Source organism: Nocardia sp. NPDC005745 (genome assembly GCF_040630775.1).
In the GTDB taxonomy this organism is placed as follows: domain Bacteria; phylum Actinomycetota; class Actinomycetes; order Mycobacteriales; family Mycobacteriaceae; genus Nocardia.
In genome coordinates, this window is the sequence record NZ_JBEXYF010000036.1 from 25,087 (window position 1) to 40,022 (window position 14,936).

The following is a 14,936-nucleotide window of genomic DNA, read 5'->3' on the forward strand; positions in this document are numbered from 1 at the left end:
CGGCGGTGTTCTTTCGGCCGTCGGGCATAGTGGCGGACAAATTTACGAGATCGTCCCGGGCTCGGCAGCAGTGACCCTGCTGCCCCGCGAGGGCCGGATCAAGCCACGGCGCTCCGGCTCCTGCGCGCGGCAGCGCGCGCGGACGCGGCTACGCCCGCTCGGGCGTGGCCCGCTCAGCGCAGTGCGGACGCGGCCTCTTGATCGAGCAGCCAGGTGGTGGAGTCCAGACCGATCGCGCCGGCCGCGGGCACCTCCACCGGCTCCGCGCCGCCGATGGCCGCGGCGACCGCCTCGGCCTTGGCGGCGCCGCCGACCACCAGCACCACGTGGCGGCTGCGGCGGATCGCGGGCAGGGTGAGCGTCACCCGCACCGGCGGCGGCTTGGGCGAATTCGTCACGGCGACGACGAGTTCGTGCTGTTCCCGCACCGCGTCGGTGTGCGGGAACAGCGAATTGACGTGGCCCTCGCCGCCCATACCGAGCAGGTGCAGATCGAACGCGTCGTGTTCGGCGAGATAGGCGTGCACCGTCGCGGAGTACTCGGCCGCCGCCTCCACCGGGTCGGGGTACTCGCCGTCGGAGACGGCCACCGGATGCACCCGCGCCGGGTCGACCGGCACGTGATCGAGCAGCGCCTGCCCGGCTTGCAGGTCGTTGCGCTCCGAATCGTTCGCGGGCACGAAACGCTCGTCACCCCAGAACACCTCGACCCGGGACCAGTCGATATCGCCGGGGGACTTGCGCACCAGCTCCAGCAGGGCGATGCCGGTTCCGCCGCCGGTCAGGACGACCGACGCGGAACCCCGCTCGGCCTGTGCCGCGACGACGACCGAGACGAAGCGGGCCGCCGCGGCGGCCACCAGCGACTCGGTGTCGAGGTGCACCTCGACGGTGTCGCTGGGGAACGGTGAATCGGTGTGCTCACTCATAGATCACCTTCTCGATTCCGGCCAGCGCTTCCGCATAGGTCTCGTCGGCGTCCAGCCTGCGTAGGTCTTCGGCGAGGCAGTCGCGCGTCTCCCTGCGCGCCAAGGCGATCCGTTGCACCGGCTCACCGGTGCGGGTCAGCGTCGCGGTGCGGCCGGTCTGCGGGCGTTCGATCGCGATGGAGACGGTGGGGCGGTGCAATTCCACCTGCAGCGGGCCGGTGCGGCGGCGCACGGGGCAGTCCAGCCGGGCGGCCAGCCAGCCGGCCAGGATGTCCAGGGCGGGCTCGTCGCGCAGCCCGGACACCGTCACCGAATCCACCGTTTCGAACGGCGGCTCGTCCATCGCCGCGGCCAGCAGGGCACGCCAGTAGGTGATCCGGCTCCAGGCCAGGTCGGTATCGCCGCTGGCGTAGGACTGCAGCCGCTTCTTGATCGCCGCCTGCGGATCGGGCGCGAACGTGGCGTCGGTGATGCGGCGGCCGGCCAGGCGGCCCACCGAGTCCTTGGACGGGAACTCCGGCGCTCCGCGTGGCCACCAGGCGACCACCGGCGTGTCCGGCAGCAGGAACGGGGTGACGACGCTGCTCTCGTGATTGACGAGTTCGCCTTGCAGCCGCAGCACGATGACCTCGGCCGCCCCCGCGTCGCCGCCCACCCGGATCTGCGCGTCCAGCCGGGTAGCGGCCTCCCGGTCACCGCGCGCCAGCACCACGACGCGACAGGGGTGCTCGCGGCTGGCCTCGTTCGCCGCGTCGATCGCGTCCTCGGCCTCGGAACTGTCGAGCGTGCACACCACCAGGGTGAGCACGCGGCCCACGGTGATCACGCCGTTGCTCTCGCGCAATTGCACGATGCGCTTGGTGACCTCGCCGGTCTTGGTCTCGGGCATGTCGACGATCACGGGCGCCGCCATTCCCGCCCGGTGCGGGCGATCATCTCGTCGGCCGAGGGCGGACCCCAGGTGCCCGCCTCGTACGGCTCCGGCCTGCCTTCGGCGGCCCAGTGCTCGAGCACCGGATCCAGGATCCGCCAGGACAATTCGACCTCCGCGTTCACCGGGAACAGCGACGGCACCCCGAGCAGCACATCGAGGATCAGGCGTTCGTATGCCTCGGGAGAGGATTCGGTGAACGCCTCGCCGTAGGTGAAGTCCATGTTGACGTCGCGCACCTCCATGCTGGAGCCGGGCACCTTCGAGCCGAACCGGGTGGTGATGCCCTCGTCCGGCTGTACCCGGATGACCAGCGCGTTCTGCCCGAGTTCCTCGGTCATGGTCTGGTCGAACGGCAGGTGCGGCGCCCGCTTGAAGATCACCGCGATCTCGGTGACCCTGCGGCCCAGCCGTTTTCCGGTGCGCAGGAAGAACGGGACACCCGCCCAGCGGCGGGTGTCGATCTGCAGCCTGATGGCGGCGTAGGTCTCGGTCTTCGAATTCGGATCGAAGCCCTCCTCCTCCGCCAGGCCGAGCACGTGCTCGCTGCCCTGCCACCCCTCGGTGTACTGGCCGCGCGCGGTGGTCTCGTCCAGTGGTTCGACGAGCTTGGTCGCGGAGAGCACCTTGATCTTCTCGGCTTGCAACTGCTTGGGCTCGAAGCTGATCGGCTCCTCCATGGCGGTGAGCGCCAGCAATTGCAGCAGGTGGTTCTGGATCACGTCCCGCGCGGCGCCGATGCCGTCGTAGTAGCCCGCGCGACCGCCGAGGCCGATGTCCTCGGCCATCGTGATCTGCACGTGGTCGACGAAGTTGGCGTTCCAGATCGGCTCGTAGAGCTGGTTGGCGAAGCGCAGTGCCAGGATGTTCTGCACCGTCTCCTTGCCCAGGTAATGGTCGATGCGGAACACCCGCTCCTCGGGGAAAACCCCGTTGACCAGTGCGTTGAGCTCCTGTGCGCTGTGCAGGTCGTGCCCGAACGGCTTCTCGATCACCACTCGTCGCCAGGGTTTGCGCGCGGCGTCCGGCCCGGTCGTCTGGGCCAGGCCGTGCGCGCAGAGCTGATCGAGCACGACCGGGAACATGTTCGGCGGGATGGACAGGTAGAACGCGTGATTGCCGCCGGTGCCGCGCTCCTTGTCCAGCGTGGTCAAGGTGTCGGCGAGCCGGTCGAACGCCGCGTTGTCGTCGAAGCTGCCCTGGACGAACCGGATGCCCTCCGAGAGCTGGTCCCAGACCTCCTGGCGGAAGGGGGTGCGCGCGTGCGCCTTCACCGCCTCCAGAACCACCTGGGCGAAATCCTCGTCGGCGTAGTCGCGGCGCGCGAAGCCGACCAGGCCGAAGGCCGGGGGCAGCAGCCCCCGGTTCGCCAGGTCGTAGATGGCCGGCATCAGCTTCTTCCGAGACAGGTCACCCGTGACACCGAAGATGACCATGCTGCACGGTCCGGCGATGCGCGGCAGCCGTTTGTCGCGTTTGTCACGCAGCGGGTTCTGCCATTCGGCGGCCTCGGGCCGATCCGTCGGCGCTGCCCCGGCCATCGATCAGCCGTTCCCGGTCGACGCCGACTTCAGCTCGTCGGCGGTGGCGGAAAGCAGCTCCTCCCAGGATTTCTCGAACTTGTCCACGCCCTCGCGCTCGAGCACCGCGAACACGTCGTCGAGATCGACGCCGACCGCGGCGAGCCGATCGAAGACCTCCTTGGCCTCCTCCGCCTTGCCCGACACGGTGTCGCCGCTGATCGCGCCGTGATCGGCGACCGCCTGGAGCGTTTTCTCCGGCAGCGTGTTCACCGTATTCGGGGCCACCAGCTCGGTGACATACATCGTGTCGGGGAAGTCCGGGTTCTTCACGCCGGTCGAGGCCCACAGGGGACGCTGCCGATTCGCGCCCGCGGCGGCCAGGTTCAGGAAGGTGGAGGTGTGCTTGCCACCGTCGAAGACGTCCTGGTACTCGGCGTAGGCCAGGACGGCGTTGGCGATTCCCGCCTTGCCGCGCAGCGCGAGCGCGTCCTCGGTGCCGAGCGCCTCCAGCCGCTTGTCGATCTCGGTGTCCACGCGGGAGACGAAGAACGAGGCGACGGAATGGATCTTGGCCGGATCGTGGCCGGCGACCTTGGCCTTCTTCACACCCTCGAGGTAGGCGCCCATCACCGCGCGGTAGCGCTGGACCGAGAAGATCAGCGTGACGTTCACGCTGATGCCCTCCGCGATCACCGCGGTGATGGCGGGCAGGCCCTCCTCGGTGGCGGGGATCTTGATGAACAGGTTGGGCCGGTCGACGATCTTCCACAGTTCGACCGCCTGCGCGACGGTCCGGTCGGCGTCGAACGCCAGGCGCGGGTCGACCTCGATGGAGACCCGGCCGTCCACGCCACCGGAGGCCTCGAAGACCGGAGCGAACACGTCGCAGGCCGCGCGGACGTCATCGGTGGTGATGGTGCGGATCGCGGCGTCGGCGTCCGCGCCTTGCGTGGCAAGCTCTTTCAGCTGGCCGTCGTAGGCGTGGCCCTGGCTGAGCGCACCCTGGAAGATCGTCGGGTTGGTGGTGACCCCGACGACCGAGCGGGTCTCGATCAGCTCGGCGAGGTTGCCGGACCGGATGCGGTCCCTGGACAGATCATCGAGCCATACGGACACTCCCGCCGCCGACAAAGCGGCGAGATTCTCGTTCTGAGCCATGAGCGCTTATCCCTTCACGTTCTCGAGCGTGCGCTGCGCGGCGGCAACGACGGCTTCCGGAGTGAACCCGAATTCGCGGAACAGGGTCTTGTAGTCGGCGGAGGCGCCGAAGTGCTCGATCGACACGATCTCGCCCGCGTCACCGGCGAACCGGTGCCACGGCATCGCGATACCGGCTTCGACGACGACGCGAGCGGCGACCGCGGGCGGGAGCACCTCGTCCCGGTAAGCCTTGTCCTGCGCGTCGAACCACTCCACGCACGGCATCGACACCACGCGGGTGGCGATGCCCTGCTCCTCCAGCGTAGTGCGGGCGGCGACCGCGAGCTGCAGCTCCGAGCCGGTGGCGATCAGGATCACTTGCGGTGTGCCCGTGGACGCCTCGGCCAGCACGTAACCGCCCTTCGACACACCCTCGAAACTGGTGCCCTCCAGGATCGGCAGATCCTGGCGGGTCAGCGCCAGCCCGGACGGGCCGTCCTGGTGCGGCGGCTCGGACACCGAGAAGTGTGACCGGTGCTCGCTGCTGTCGCGTTCGAGGATGGTGCGCCAGGCGTAGGTGGTCTCGTTGGCGTCGCCCGGACGGACCACGTTCAGGCCCGGGATGGCGCGCAGCGCGGCGAGTTGCTCGATCGGCTGGTGCGTCGGGCCGTCCTCACCGAGACCGATGGAGTCGTGGGTCCAGACGTAGATCGCGGGCACGCGCATCAGCGCGGCCAGGCGGACGGCGGGACGCATGTAGTCGCTGAACACCAGGAAGGTGCCGCCGTACGGACGGGTCGGGCCGTGCAGCGCGATGCCGTTGAGGATCGCGCCCATCGCGTGCTCGCGGACGCCGAAGTGCAGGGTCCGGCCGTACGGGTCGGCCTTCCACATGCCGGTGGAGATCGACTCCGGCCCGAAGCTGGGCTGGTCGGGCATGGTGGTGTTGTTGGACTCGGCCAGGTCGGCCGAGCCGCCCCACAGCTCGGGCAGCACCGGCGCCAGCGCGGCGAGCACCTTGCCGGACGCCTTACGGGTGGCCATGCCCTTCGGATCCGGTTCGTAGCTGGGCAGATTCGCGATCCAGTTGTCCGGCAGCCGCCGCTCGATCAGGCGGTCGAACAGCGCCTTGTTCTCCGGGTTGGCCGCGGCCCACGCGTCGAAGGACTTCTGCCACTCCGCATGCGCCGCGCGCCCGCGTTCGACGACCTTACGGGTGTGCTCGATGACCGCGGGATCCACGTCGAAGCTCTTGTCCGGGTCGAAGCCGAGGATCTTCTTGGTGGCGGCCACCTCGTCGGCGCCCAGCGCCGCGCCGTGCGCGGTACCGGTGTTCATCTTGCTGGGGGCGGGGTAGCCGATGATGGTGCGCAGCACGATGATCGAGGGCTTGCCGGTCTCGGCCTTGGCGGCCTCCAGCGCGGCTTCGATGGCGACGACGTCCTCGCCGCCCTCGACCACCTGCACGTGCCAGCCGTAGGCCTCGTAACGCTTCGCGACGTCCTCGGTGAAGGCGATGGTGGTGTCGTCCTCGATGGAGATCTTGTTGTCGTCGTAGACCACGACGAGGTTGCCCAGCTGCTGGGTGCCCGCCAGCGACGACGCCTCGGAGGTGACGCCTTCCTCCAGGTCACCGTCGGAGGCGATGACGTAGACGAAGTGATCGAACGGGCTCGCGCCGGGCGCGGCGTCCGGGTCGAACAGGCCGCGCTCGCGCCGCGCCGCCATCGCCATGCCGACCGCCGAGGCCAGGCCCTGGCCGAGCGGGCCGGTGGTGATCTCGACGCCGTCGGTGTGCCGGAACTCGGGGTGGCCCGGGGTGAGCGAGCCCCACTTGCGCAGGTTCTTCAGGTCGTCCAGTTCCAGGCCGTAACCCGCCAGGTAGAGCTGGATGTACTGGGTGAGGCTGGAATGACCGCAGGACAGCACGAACCGGTCCCGGCCGACCCAGCTCGGGTCGCTCGGGTCGATGCGCATGGTGCGCTGGTAGAGCGTGTACGCCAGCGGCGCCAGGCTCATCGCGGTACCGGGATGGCCGTTTCCGGCGTTCTGCACCGCCTCGGCGGCCAGGACCCGGATGGTGTCGACAGCCTTGGTGTCCAGATCCGTCCAGTCGTCCGGGTGGTTCGGCTGAGTGAGGGCGCGGATGTCGTCTGTGATCGACACGACCGAGGTTCTCCTGACATTGGTTCGTCGACGGCGGGTGGGTTCTGACGGCGATGATCGCGCGGCAGCTACGGCATGCTCACCGGGTATACCCAACTACCCTAGATGTGCCCGGTGACCGGCACACCATTAACCCTGTCTTGGTTTCGCGGCCTGTGTCGCGCTGCGTGTTCGCTCGGTATTCGGGCCGCACCACGAACGACACGGACCCGATGCGAGGACCGGGCGGCCAGAGCCTCGGACGAGAGTCCTACCGGCGGGTCGCCGCCCCTGGCGAAGACCGTCCGTGCGGTGCCGGACCGGCGGTACGGCGCGTCACATACCGGCGACGTTGCGCGGGGGCGAGGAAAGGGGCGGGGGCGGCGGGGGTCTACCATCCTTTGTAGTAGTAGTCGCGCCGCACCGGTCGGCAGGGGCGCCGGGGCGGACGGAAGTCCGGCGCGGGCTCGTCCGTACCACCGGAACCAGCGCACTGCTGGTCCATGCCGGATGCGATGCACAGCGTGCGAGGAGAGACAGTGCGGATTGGGCAACGGCCGGGTGGCGATGGTGCGCACGGCTCCTCCGCGACGGCGCTGGCCGACCGGTTCACGGGTCCCGGCCTGCCGTCCCGGCTGATGCGACGGGCGCTGGCCTACATCGCGCTGACCAAGCCCAGGGTGATCGAGCTGCTGCTGGTCGCCACGATCCCGACCATGTTGCTCGCCGATCGCGGCACCGTCGACATCCGCCTGATCCTCGCGACCCTGTTCGGCGGCTGGATGGGCGCGGCGAGCGCGAACACGCTCAACTGTGTCGCCGACGCCGACATCGACAAGGTCATGAAGCGCACCGCCAAGCGGCCGCTGGCCCGGGAGGCGGTGCCCACCCGCAACGCCTTCGTCTTCGGCGTCGTGCTCGGCCTCGGCTCCTTCGCCTGGCTGTGGTGGCAGGCCAACCTGCTCAGCGGCCTGCTCGTCGTCGCGACGATCCTGTTCTACGTCTTCGTCTACACGCTGGGCCTCAAGCGCCGCACCTCGCAGAACGTGGTGTGGGGCGGCGCGGCGGGCTGCATGCCCGCGCTGGTCGGCTGGTCGGCGGTGACCGGCGGCATCGGCTGGCCCGCCCTCGCGCTGTTCGGCGTCATCTTCTTCTGGACGCCGCCGCACACCTGGGCGCTGGCCATGCGCTACAAGGAGGACTACCGCGCGGCGGGCGTGCCCATGCTGCCGGTGGTCGCCACCGAGCGGACGGTCACCAAGCAGATCGTCGTCTACACCTGGCTGACCGTGCTCACCACCCTCGCCCTGGCGCCCGCCACCGGCGTGATCTACACGGCCGTGGCGCTGGTGGCCGGAGCGTGGTTCCTGCTCATGGCGCACCAGCTGTACGCGGGCGTGCGGCGCGGCGAATCGGTGAAGCCGCTGCGGCTGTTCCTCCAGTCGAACAATTACCTGGCCGTCGTGTTCTGCGGTCTCGCGGTGGACTCGGTGCTCGGCTGGGACACCATCGGCAGCTTCTTCAGCTGATCGCGCCGATGTAGCCGTCCGGACGGACGAGCACCCGGGTGCCCTCGACCGCGGCATAGGCCGTGAAAGCGTGCCCGTCGACGTCGACCACATGCGGCCCGGCTACCGGTGTCCCCGGGCGAACCACCGCATACGCGTCCGGTCCGGCCGCAGGCGGCGTGCCGAAGGACAGCACCGTCGCGTGCGGCCCGCGGAACAGGTCGAACAACCGGACCGGCCGCCCCGCGTCGTCCTTCACCGGCGCGTCCGGCGCCCGGTCGCCGGTCGCCAGCTGGTCGCGCACGGCCGGGTCGCGGTAGCTGATGTCCAGCTGCTGGGTCTCCGGCCCCCGCCGCATCGCGTCCTCGTCGCCGTCGATCAGCTTGTCCAGCAGTTCGGAACTCAGTCCGAGCACCCTGGCGGCGACCGTCCTGCGCTCGATCTCGTAGCTGTCCAGGAGGGTGTCGTCTCCGGCCAGGGCGGCGGCCAGCTTCCACCCGAGGTTGTAGGCGTCCTGGACGCCGGTGTTCAATCCTTGGCCGCCGGTGGGCGGATGCGCGTGCGCGGCGTCGCCGGCGAGGAAGACCCGGCCGTCCCGGAACCGTTGCGCGAGACGGACATTGGGCCGCCAGACCGTCGCCCAGGTCAGGTCGGTCATGGTGACGTCGTCGCGCCCGCAGTAGCGGTCGGCGTACCGTTGCAGCAGGTCCAGGCCCGGCTGCTCGTCCGCGGTGAGCGGCGCCGCGAACTGGAAGTGCCGCCCACCGGGCAGCGGGGACAACGCGATGCCCTGCATCGGCTGGTCGGCGGCGGCGAACCAGTAGCCGAATTCGTGGTCGAGCGCGTCGGCGCGCACGTCGCCGAGCAGCATCCGCAGCGACTCGTCGGTCTCGCCCTCGAACGCGATGCCCAGCGCCTTGCGGACGGTGCTCTTGCCGCCGTCGGCGCCCACCAGGTACGCGGCGCGCACAGTCTCACGCACGCCGTCGCGTTCCAGCGTCGCCGTGACGCCGCTGTCGTCCTGGTCGAAGGCGGCCAGTGCGGTGCCCAGCTCCACGCGCACGCCGAATTCGGCGAGCCGATCGCGCAGGATCGCCTCGGTCTGCGATTGGCCGAGCACCCACGGGTTGGGGTAGGGGACAGCCGGGGTGGGCTCGACCGGCTCGCTCATCCTGCGCTCGGTGACGAACTCGCCGCCGAGGTGCACCCGCATCACCGGTGTCGGCATCCCGGCCGCGTGCACCGCGTCCAATACCCCCAGGTCGTCGAATACTTCCAGCGTGCGGGGCTGGATGCCGTCGCCGCGCGAGCCCGCGAAGAACGTGGCCGCCTTGTCGACGATGCGAACCGGGATGCCGCGGCGAGCGAGATCGAGGGCGAGGGTGAGACCGGTGGGCCCGGCGCCGGCGACGAGAACGAGCTGTGCCATGAGCTACTCCTGATGAATCAGAATTCACTGAATGCAAATTCAGTTTTGCTCTTGGTACGTTGCCTTGTCAAGGAGGTGAGGTGGGTGTCGCTGAGTCGCAAGGAGAAGTCGGCCGAGACCGAGCAGGCGTTGAAGGCCGCGGCGTTGCGCTTGTTCGCCGAGCGCGGCTACCTGAACACCAAGATCACCGACATCACGGCGACCGCGGGCCGGGCGGCCGGGTCGTTCTACAACCACTTCGCGAGCAAGGAAGAACTGCTTCAGGCCCTGCTGAACGACTTGGCCGCGGCGGGGGACGAGCGCGCGGAGGGGCCGGATCACAACCCGGATTTCAGCGATCCGGAGTCGGTGCGCTATCACGTCGCCGGGTACTGGACCTTCGCGCGGGAGCACGCGCCCGTGCTGCGCGCGGTGAATCAGGCCGCCCTGGTCAACGAGGAATTCGCGCGATTGGTCGCGCGCTTCGGCATCCAGCAGCGCGCGGACATCGCCGATCACGTGGCGGGCTTCGCCGACCAGGGATTGCGGCTGCCGGCCACCGCCGATGCCAGCCTGGCGATGATGTTCCTGCTCACCCAGAGCCTGCTGGCGGCGGTCGAGGAAGGAAACGTCGAACTGACCGACGAGCAGGCCGTGGAAGGCCTGACTCGCTTCATCTATCGCGGTCTCACCGGCCGCGACTACTGATGCGACGGTGGGCGACTCGTCGGGTCGCCGACCGTCGGCGGCTCATGGCAGCAGGACGATGGAACCGGTGGTCTTGCGGCCTTCCAGGTCGCGGTGTGCTCGTTCGGCGTCGGCGAGCGGGTAGGTGGCGCCGATCCGGATGTTCAGCGTGCCCTTGGCGATGGCGTCGAGGATGTCACCCGCGCGCCAGGTGAGTTCGGCGCGGTCGCGGGTGTAATGCGCCAGCGTGGGCCGGGTGACGAACAGCGAACCGGCCGTGCTGAGCCGTTGCAGGTCGAACGGTGGCACCGGGCCGCTCGCGCCGCCGAACAGGGCGAGCGTGCCGCGCACGCGCAACGCGGCGAGGCTCGCCTCGAAGGTGGCCGCACCGACGCCGTCGTAGGCCGCCGCCACGCCCACGCCGTCGGTGAGCGCGCGCACCCGCTCGGCGAGGTCGTCACCGTAGCGCAGCACCTCCGCGGCGCCCGCCGCGCGCGAGAGCGTCTCCTTCTCGTCGGTGGACACCGTCGCGATCACCCGCACGCCGCGTGCCGTGAGCAGTTGGGTGAGGATCAGGCCGACGCCGCCCGCGCCCGCGTGCACCAGCACCGTCTCGCCGGGCTCGGGCCGGTAGATCGACTCGATGAGATAGTGCGCGGTCATGCCCTGCAACAGCGCCGACGCGGCCACCGGCGGGTCGACGGCGTCGGGCACCGGGATGGCGACGGCCGCGGGCACCGCGACCTTGGGCGCGTAGCTGCCCGGCGCGGCCGACCACGCCACCCGGTCGCCGACCGCGAACTCGGTGACGTGCGCGCCGACCTCCGCGACGACGCCGGTGCCCTCCGCGCCCGGGACGTACGGAACGTCCTGGGGGTAGCGTCCGGTGCGAATGTAGGTGTCGATGAAGTTGACACCGATCGCCCGCGTCTCGACCAGCAGCTGGTCCGGTCCGATCCGCGGATCGGGCACCTCGACGTACTTCAGGACCTCGGGACCACCGTGTTCGGAAACCTGAATGGCGCGCATGTGTTTTAGTTCTACACCCGCGCGGCGGGCGTGGGGCCTACCGGTCGGTAAACTGCCTGCCATGAGTACTGAAACCGCCACGGCGCCGGCGAAGCTGCCGGGCGCCCTCGTGGAGTCCGTCAAAGGGTTCGTCGCTGACCACGGCGGATCGGCCACGGCCGTGCTCCAGCCCATCGGTCGCGCGGGCGTGCGCGTCACCTTGGTCGGCGCCGACGGCGTCCTCGGTGACCGGGTCGTTCCGGACCTGGACACCGCCAAGGCAGTGATCGAGACCATCGACGGCCTCACCGAGGCGGACGAATGGGACCGGGAACTCAGCTCGATCGTCACCCCGCGCAAGGGCCACTGGGCCAAGATGGCGGGCTGGGTCGCCAAGCAGTCTCGCTTTCCCAAGGCGCGCAACGAGAAGTGATCGGTGCGTAGCCGAGTGACGCTGCCCGGCCGCATCGGCGCGGTGCTCGTCGCCGGGTGGACAGCTCTTGTCGCAGCGGCGATTCCGGCCGCCGCGCAGCCGTCGGAGACTTCGAACGTGCTGCGCGCCTGCACGCCCGGCGACTATCCGCCCTACTCGATCAGAGATGAGGCGGGCGGTTACCGGGGTGTGGACGTCGACCTCGCGCGGGGGTTCGCCGCACTGCTCGGCCGCCCGCTCGAGTTCGTGCCCGTGACCTGGGCGACCCTGAAGACGGACTTCGCCGAACGGAATTGCGATCTCGCGGTCGGGGGCATCTCCGACCTGCCGTCGCGCCGGATGTTCGCCGACTTCTCGATCACCTACGGGACCGACGGCAAGGCCCCGATCACCCATCGTGCGAACGGCGCGGCGTACTCGGCCATCGCGGAGATCAACCGTCCCGGTGTGCGCGTGATCGCCAATCGCGGTGGGACGAACGAGGAATTCGCGCGCAACAACTTCCCCGAGGCACAGCTCACTTTGTGGCCGGACAATCTGACGATCTTCGGCGAAGTCGAACAGGGCCGTGCCGACGTGTTCGTCACCGATTCGGTCGAGGGCCGCTACCGCGTGCGTCAGCACCCGGACCTGCAAGTGCTGCATCCCGAAGCGCCGTTCGACTCGTTCGGGAAGGTGCTGCTGGTGCGCAAGAACGATCCGGTCCTCGCGGCGCTGGTGGACGCCTACCTGGCGACCCGGCTCGCGACCGGCGCGGTGGACCGGTTGTTCGAGCAGTGGATCGGGCCGAACGCCTCCGTCGGCTGAATCCGTTCGCCGTCCGGGGAGCGCGATGGACAGCGCCGAAGTCAGCAGCGCCCACCCCTCGCTGGGCGATACCCTTGAACAGGGCCCTTCAACTCGAGGAGCTGATGTGGGAGACCTACCAGGCAGGACGCACCGTGTGTAGCCGCCGTATGAACGATCCTGGCTGATTCCGAGCTACCGATGCGTGAGCCGATCGACCTGGTCGATTCAGCCGAACGAACCCGCGCGGCGCTCGCCGCCGTCGTGGCGCAGTTCTCGGAGGCCTGGGCGGCCGGCTCCCCGCCCGACCTGTCCGCTTACCTACCCGCCGAGCAAGCCGAGCGGCGCACGATCTTGATCGAACTGATCAAGGTCGACCTCGAGTATCGCTGGCTGCGCTACCACTTTCCGAAGCGGCTCATCGACTACCGCGCGGAGTTCCCCGAACTGCGCAATGGTCCTTTCCCGGCCGATCTGGTCTACGAGGAATACCACGCCATGCGCCGCGGTGAGCAGGGCGGCGACACCACCGACGTGACCGCCACCGCCACCGCGGCCGCCGCGGAACTCGACCGGCTCACCAGCGACTACCGCAGCACGATGATCGCTCGCCCGAGTGCCCAGGTCGCGCTCGACGCCATCGACGTCGGCGACCAGGTCGATGATTTCGACCTCCTGATGCGGATCGGGGTGGGCGCGTTCGCCCAGGTGTATCTCGCTCGCCAGCAATCGATGCAGCGACTGGTCGCGGTCAAGATCTCGCACAACCACGGCAACGAGCCGCAGACCCTCGCCCAGCTGGACCACGAATACATCGTGCGCATCTTCGATCAGCGGCTCATCGCCGACGACGAGCTGAAGCTGCTCTACATGCAGTACCTCCCCGGCGGGACGCTGCTCGACGTGCTGCGCCTGGCGCGCGCGACGCCGCCGCAGCAGCGGGGTGGGCAGTTGCTGCTCGATGCCATCGACAAGGTGCTCGCCGACAAGGGCGAGGTCCGGCCGACCGAATCCGCCGTTCGGGCGCGGATCGCCGCGTTGACCTGGCCGGAGACCGTCGCCTGGCTGGGCCGCCGACTCGCGGACGCTCTACAGCACGCGTCCGAACGAGGGGTGCTGCATCGCGACATCAAACCCGCGAACGTGCTGCTGAGCGCCGAGGGAAGCCCGAAGCTGGCCGACTTCAACGTCAGCTTCAGCAAACGCGTCAAGGGCACCAGTCCGCTGGCGTACTTCGGCGGATCGCTGGCGTACATGTCGCCCGAACAGCTCGAAGCGTGCCATCCCGGCCTCCCGGCGACCGCGGGGGAGCTGGACACGCGCAGTGACATCTTCGCGCTGGCCGTCATGCTGTGGGAGTTGCTCACCGGGCACCGCCCCTTCGCGGACGAAACGTCCGCGGGTGATTCGCAGACGTCGCTGGCCCGCATGATCGAACTGCGGCGCAGCCCCGTCGAGCCTGCGTTCCTGTCGGAGCTGCCGCCGGATTGCCCCATGGCGCTGCGCCGGGTACTGCTGACGTGTCTGTCGCCCGACCGCGCGGACCGCTACTCGTCCGGTTCGGAACTGGCTCAGCAGCTCGACTTGTGCCTGGAGCAGCGGGCACGCGATCTGGTCTATCCGCCCCCGGACAGCTGGCGCGCACGACTTTCCCGCAGGCCCACCCCGATCTTGTGGCTGTCTTCGCTGGTCGGCGTCGGGCTGGCCACGGTCTACATGGCGGTGCACGTTCAAGAACTGATCAGGGAGCGCTTGTCCGATGCCACCAATGCGCAGCTCAACATGGGCGTCTACGTTTTCGTTCTCATCGCGGGGACGCTGTCGATCGTCATCTACGCGTATATGTCGCGTGATCTGATCGCGGTTCCCCGCGGCTTGCGCAGTGGCAGACGCTATGACGACGCGCTGCTCGCGCGAGCGCGGTCGCGAACGCTGTTCTGGGGTGACATGTGCGCGCTGAACACCTTCCAGACCGGGGTTTCGGCAACCGTGACAGGGGTCTTCCTGTGCCTGTGGCTCACCGACCTGCCCGCGCGGCTGGTGATCCACGCGGCGATGACCGTTTTCATGGCGGGCATCATCTCCGTTGCCTACACGTTCTTCCTGTCGACGTTCTACATCGTCCGCTGCGTCTATCCGGTCTACCTGCGCTACAGCCGCGCGACCGCACTCGACTCCGGTGACATCCGCGCGCTGCGGCGCAGAACCACGGTGTATCTCGCGGTCACGGCCTCCGTGCCGCTGGTCGGGGTGCTGGCCGGATTCAGCCTGCTCGAACCCGCGGAACTTCCACTGGTACGCGACTCGGTCCTGGGCTTGTGCGCGGTCGGTGGACTCGCCTTCGTCGCCGTGTACTGGCTGTACCGAACGCTCGACGCGGACCTGCGCGCGCTTCAGCGGGTGGTCAGAAGACCGGCGGCGGGCGTCGGCTGATCGGC

Annotated in this window: 12 protein-coding genes; 5 read left to right on the plus strand and 7 right to left on the minus strand. The window is 69.3% G+C overall.

Annotated features, from left to right (window positions below; all coding sequences use genetic code 11):
- Nucleotides 1–173: 173 nt before the first annotated feature.
- The 5 genes from pgl to tkt are packed head-to-tail and all read right to left on the minus strand — an operon-like array spanning nucleotide 174 to nucleotide 6,689.
- Nucleotides 174–929, minus strand: coding sequence for a 6-phosphogluconolactonase (pgl, locus tag ABZ420_RS29205; RefSeq protein ID WP_357129273.1), 756 nt, complete (start codon nucleotides 927–929; stop codon nucleotides 174–176).
- Complete coding sequence (opcA, locus tag ABZ420_RS29210; RefSeq protein ID WP_174554921.1) at nucleotides 922–1,830, minus strand: glucose-6-phosphate dehydrogenase assembly protein OpcA; 909 nt, start codon at nucleotides 1,828–1,830, stop codon at nucleotides 922–924. Before opcA ends, pgl begins: the two co-directional genes overlap by 8 nt.
- Nucleotides 1,827–3,401: a glucose-6-phosphate dehydrogenase gene (zwf, locus tag ABZ420_RS29215; protein ID WP_357129276.1), complete on the minus strand. Its 1,575-nt coding sequence runs from the start codon at nucleotides 3,399–3,401 to the stop codon at nucleotides 1,827–1,829. The genes opcA and zwf overlap by 4 nt, the downstream gene beginning before the upstream one ends.
- A 3-nt stretch (nucleotides 3,402–3,404) precedes the next feature.
- On the minus strand, nucleotides 3,405–4,541 hold the full coding sequence (gene tal, locus ABZ420_RS29220; protein WP_357129279.1) for a transaldolase: 1,137 nt from the start codon (nucleotides 4,539–4,541) through the stop codon (nucleotides 3,405–3,407).
- Nucleotides 4,542–4,547: 6 nt separating this feature from the next.
- Nucleotides 4,548–6,689 carry a transketolase gene (gene tkt, locus ABZ420_RS29225; RefSeq protein WP_357129282.1) on the minus strand — a complete coding sequence of 714 codons (2,142 nt, stop codon included), beginning with the start codon at nucleotides 6,687–6,689 and terminating at the stop codon, nucleotides 4,548–4,550.
- 617 nt (nucleotides 6,690–7,306) lie between these two features.
- On the opposite strand from tkt, the gene ABZ420_RS29230 reads away from it, so the two are divergent.
- The gene (locus ABZ420_RS29230) at nucleotides 7,307–8,197 is read left to right on the plus strand and encodes a heme o synthase (protein WP_040867469.1); all 891 of its coding nucleotides are present in this window, start codon (nucleotides 7,307–7,309) and stop codon (nucleotides 8,195–8,197) included.
- On the opposite strand, the gene ABZ420_RS29235 is transcribed toward ABZ420_RS29230, so the two are convergent.
- Nucleotides 8,190–9,605, minus strand: a complete 1,416-nt coding sequence (locus ABZ420_RS29235) for an FAD-dependent monooxygenase (RefSeq protein WP_357129285.1) — start codon at nucleotides 9,603–9,605, stop codon at nucleotides 8,190–8,192. The two genes, ABZ420_RS29230 and ABZ420_RS29235, sit on opposite strands and share 8 nt — an antisense overlap.
- An 84-nt stretch (nucleotides 9,606–9,689) precedes the next feature.
- Here ABZ420_RS29235 and ABZ420_RS29240 point away from each other — a divergent pair, with 84 nt between their 5' ends.
- Nucleotides 9,690–10,292 carry a TetR/AcrR family transcriptional regulator gene (locus ABZ420_RS29240; RefSeq protein WP_357129288.1) on the plus strand — a complete coding sequence of 201 codons (603 nt, stop codon included), beginning with the start codon at nucleotides 9,690–9,692 and terminating at the stop codon, nucleotides 10,290–10,292.
- A gap of 42 nt (nucleotides 10,293–10,334) precedes the next feature.
- On the opposite strand, the gene ABZ420_RS29245 is transcribed toward ABZ420_RS29240, so the two are convergent.
- Nucleotides 10,335–11,300, minus strand: a complete 966-nt coding sequence (locus tag ABZ420_RS29245) for a quinone oxidoreductase (protein ID WP_357129291.1) — start codon at nucleotides 11,298–11,300, stop codon at nucleotides 10,335–10,337.
- Nucleotides 11,301–11,361: 61 nt separating this feature from the next.
- Here ABZ420_RS29245 and ABZ420_RS29250 point away from each other — a divergent pair, with 61 nt between their 5' ends.
- The 3 genes from ABZ420_RS29250 to ABZ420_RS29260 all read left to right on the plus strand — a co-directional run bounded on the left by ABZ420_RS29250 (nucleotide 11,362) and on the right by ABZ420_RS29260 (nucleotide 14,931).
- Nucleotides 11,362–11,712, plus strand: coding sequence for a hypothetical protein (locus ABZ420_RS29250; protein WP_357129294.1), 351 nt, complete (start codon nucleotides 11,362–11,364; stop codon nucleotides 11,710–11,712).
- A 3-nt stretch (nucleotides 11,713–11,715) separates the two neighbouring features.
- Nucleotides 11,716–12,519 (plus strand): transporter substrate-binding domain-containing protein, encoded by an 804-nt coding sequence (locus ABZ420_RS29255; RefSeq protein ID WP_357129296.1) that lies wholly within the window; start codon nucleotides 11,716–11,718, stop codon nucleotides 12,517–12,519.
- A gap of 180 nt (nucleotides 12,520–12,699) precedes the next feature.
- On the plus strand, nucleotides 12,700–14,931 hold the full coding sequence (locus ABZ420_RS29260) for a serine/threonine-protein kinase (protein WP_357129299.1): 2,232 nt from the start codon (nucleotides 12,700–12,702) through the stop codon (nucleotides 14,929–14,931).
- Nucleotides 14,932–14,936 lie beyond the last annotated feature (5 nt).

Excerpts from the sequence above, each read along its gene's own strand:
- pgl (WP_357129273.1), bottom strand. The coding sequence starts at position 929 with ATGAGTGAGCACACCGATTCACCGTTCCCCAGCGACACCGTCGAGGTG.
- zwf (WP_357129276.1), bottom strand. The coding sequence starts at position 3,401 with ATGGCCGGGGCAGCGCCGACGGATCGGCCCGAGGCCGCCGAATGGCAG.
- tal (WP_357129279.1), bottom strand. The coding sequence starts at position 4,541 with ATGGCTCAGAACGAGAATCTCGCCGCTTTGTCGGCGGCGGGAGTGTCC.
- ABZ420_RS29230 (WP_040867469.1), top strand. The coding sequence starts at position 7,307 with ATGCGACGGGCGCTGGCCTACATCGCGCTGACCAAGCCCAGGGTGATC.
- ABZ420_RS29235 (WP_357129285.1), bottom strand. The coding sequence starts at position 9,605 with ATGGCACAGCTCGTTCTCGTCGCCGGCGCCGGGCCCACCGGTCTCACC.
- ABZ420_RS29245 (WP_357129291.1), bottom strand. The coding sequence starts at position 11,300 with ATGCGCGCCATTCAGGTTTCCGAACACGGTGGTCCCGAGGTCCTGAAG.
- ABZ420_RS29250 (WP_357129294.1), top strand. The coding sequence starts at position 11,362 with ATGAGTACTGAAACCGCCACGGCGCCGGCGAAGCTGCCGGGCGCCCTC.
- ABZ420_RS29260 (WP_357129299.1), top strand. The coding sequence starts at position 12,700 with ATGCGTGAGCCGATCGACCTGGTCGATTCAGCCGAACGAACCCGCGCG.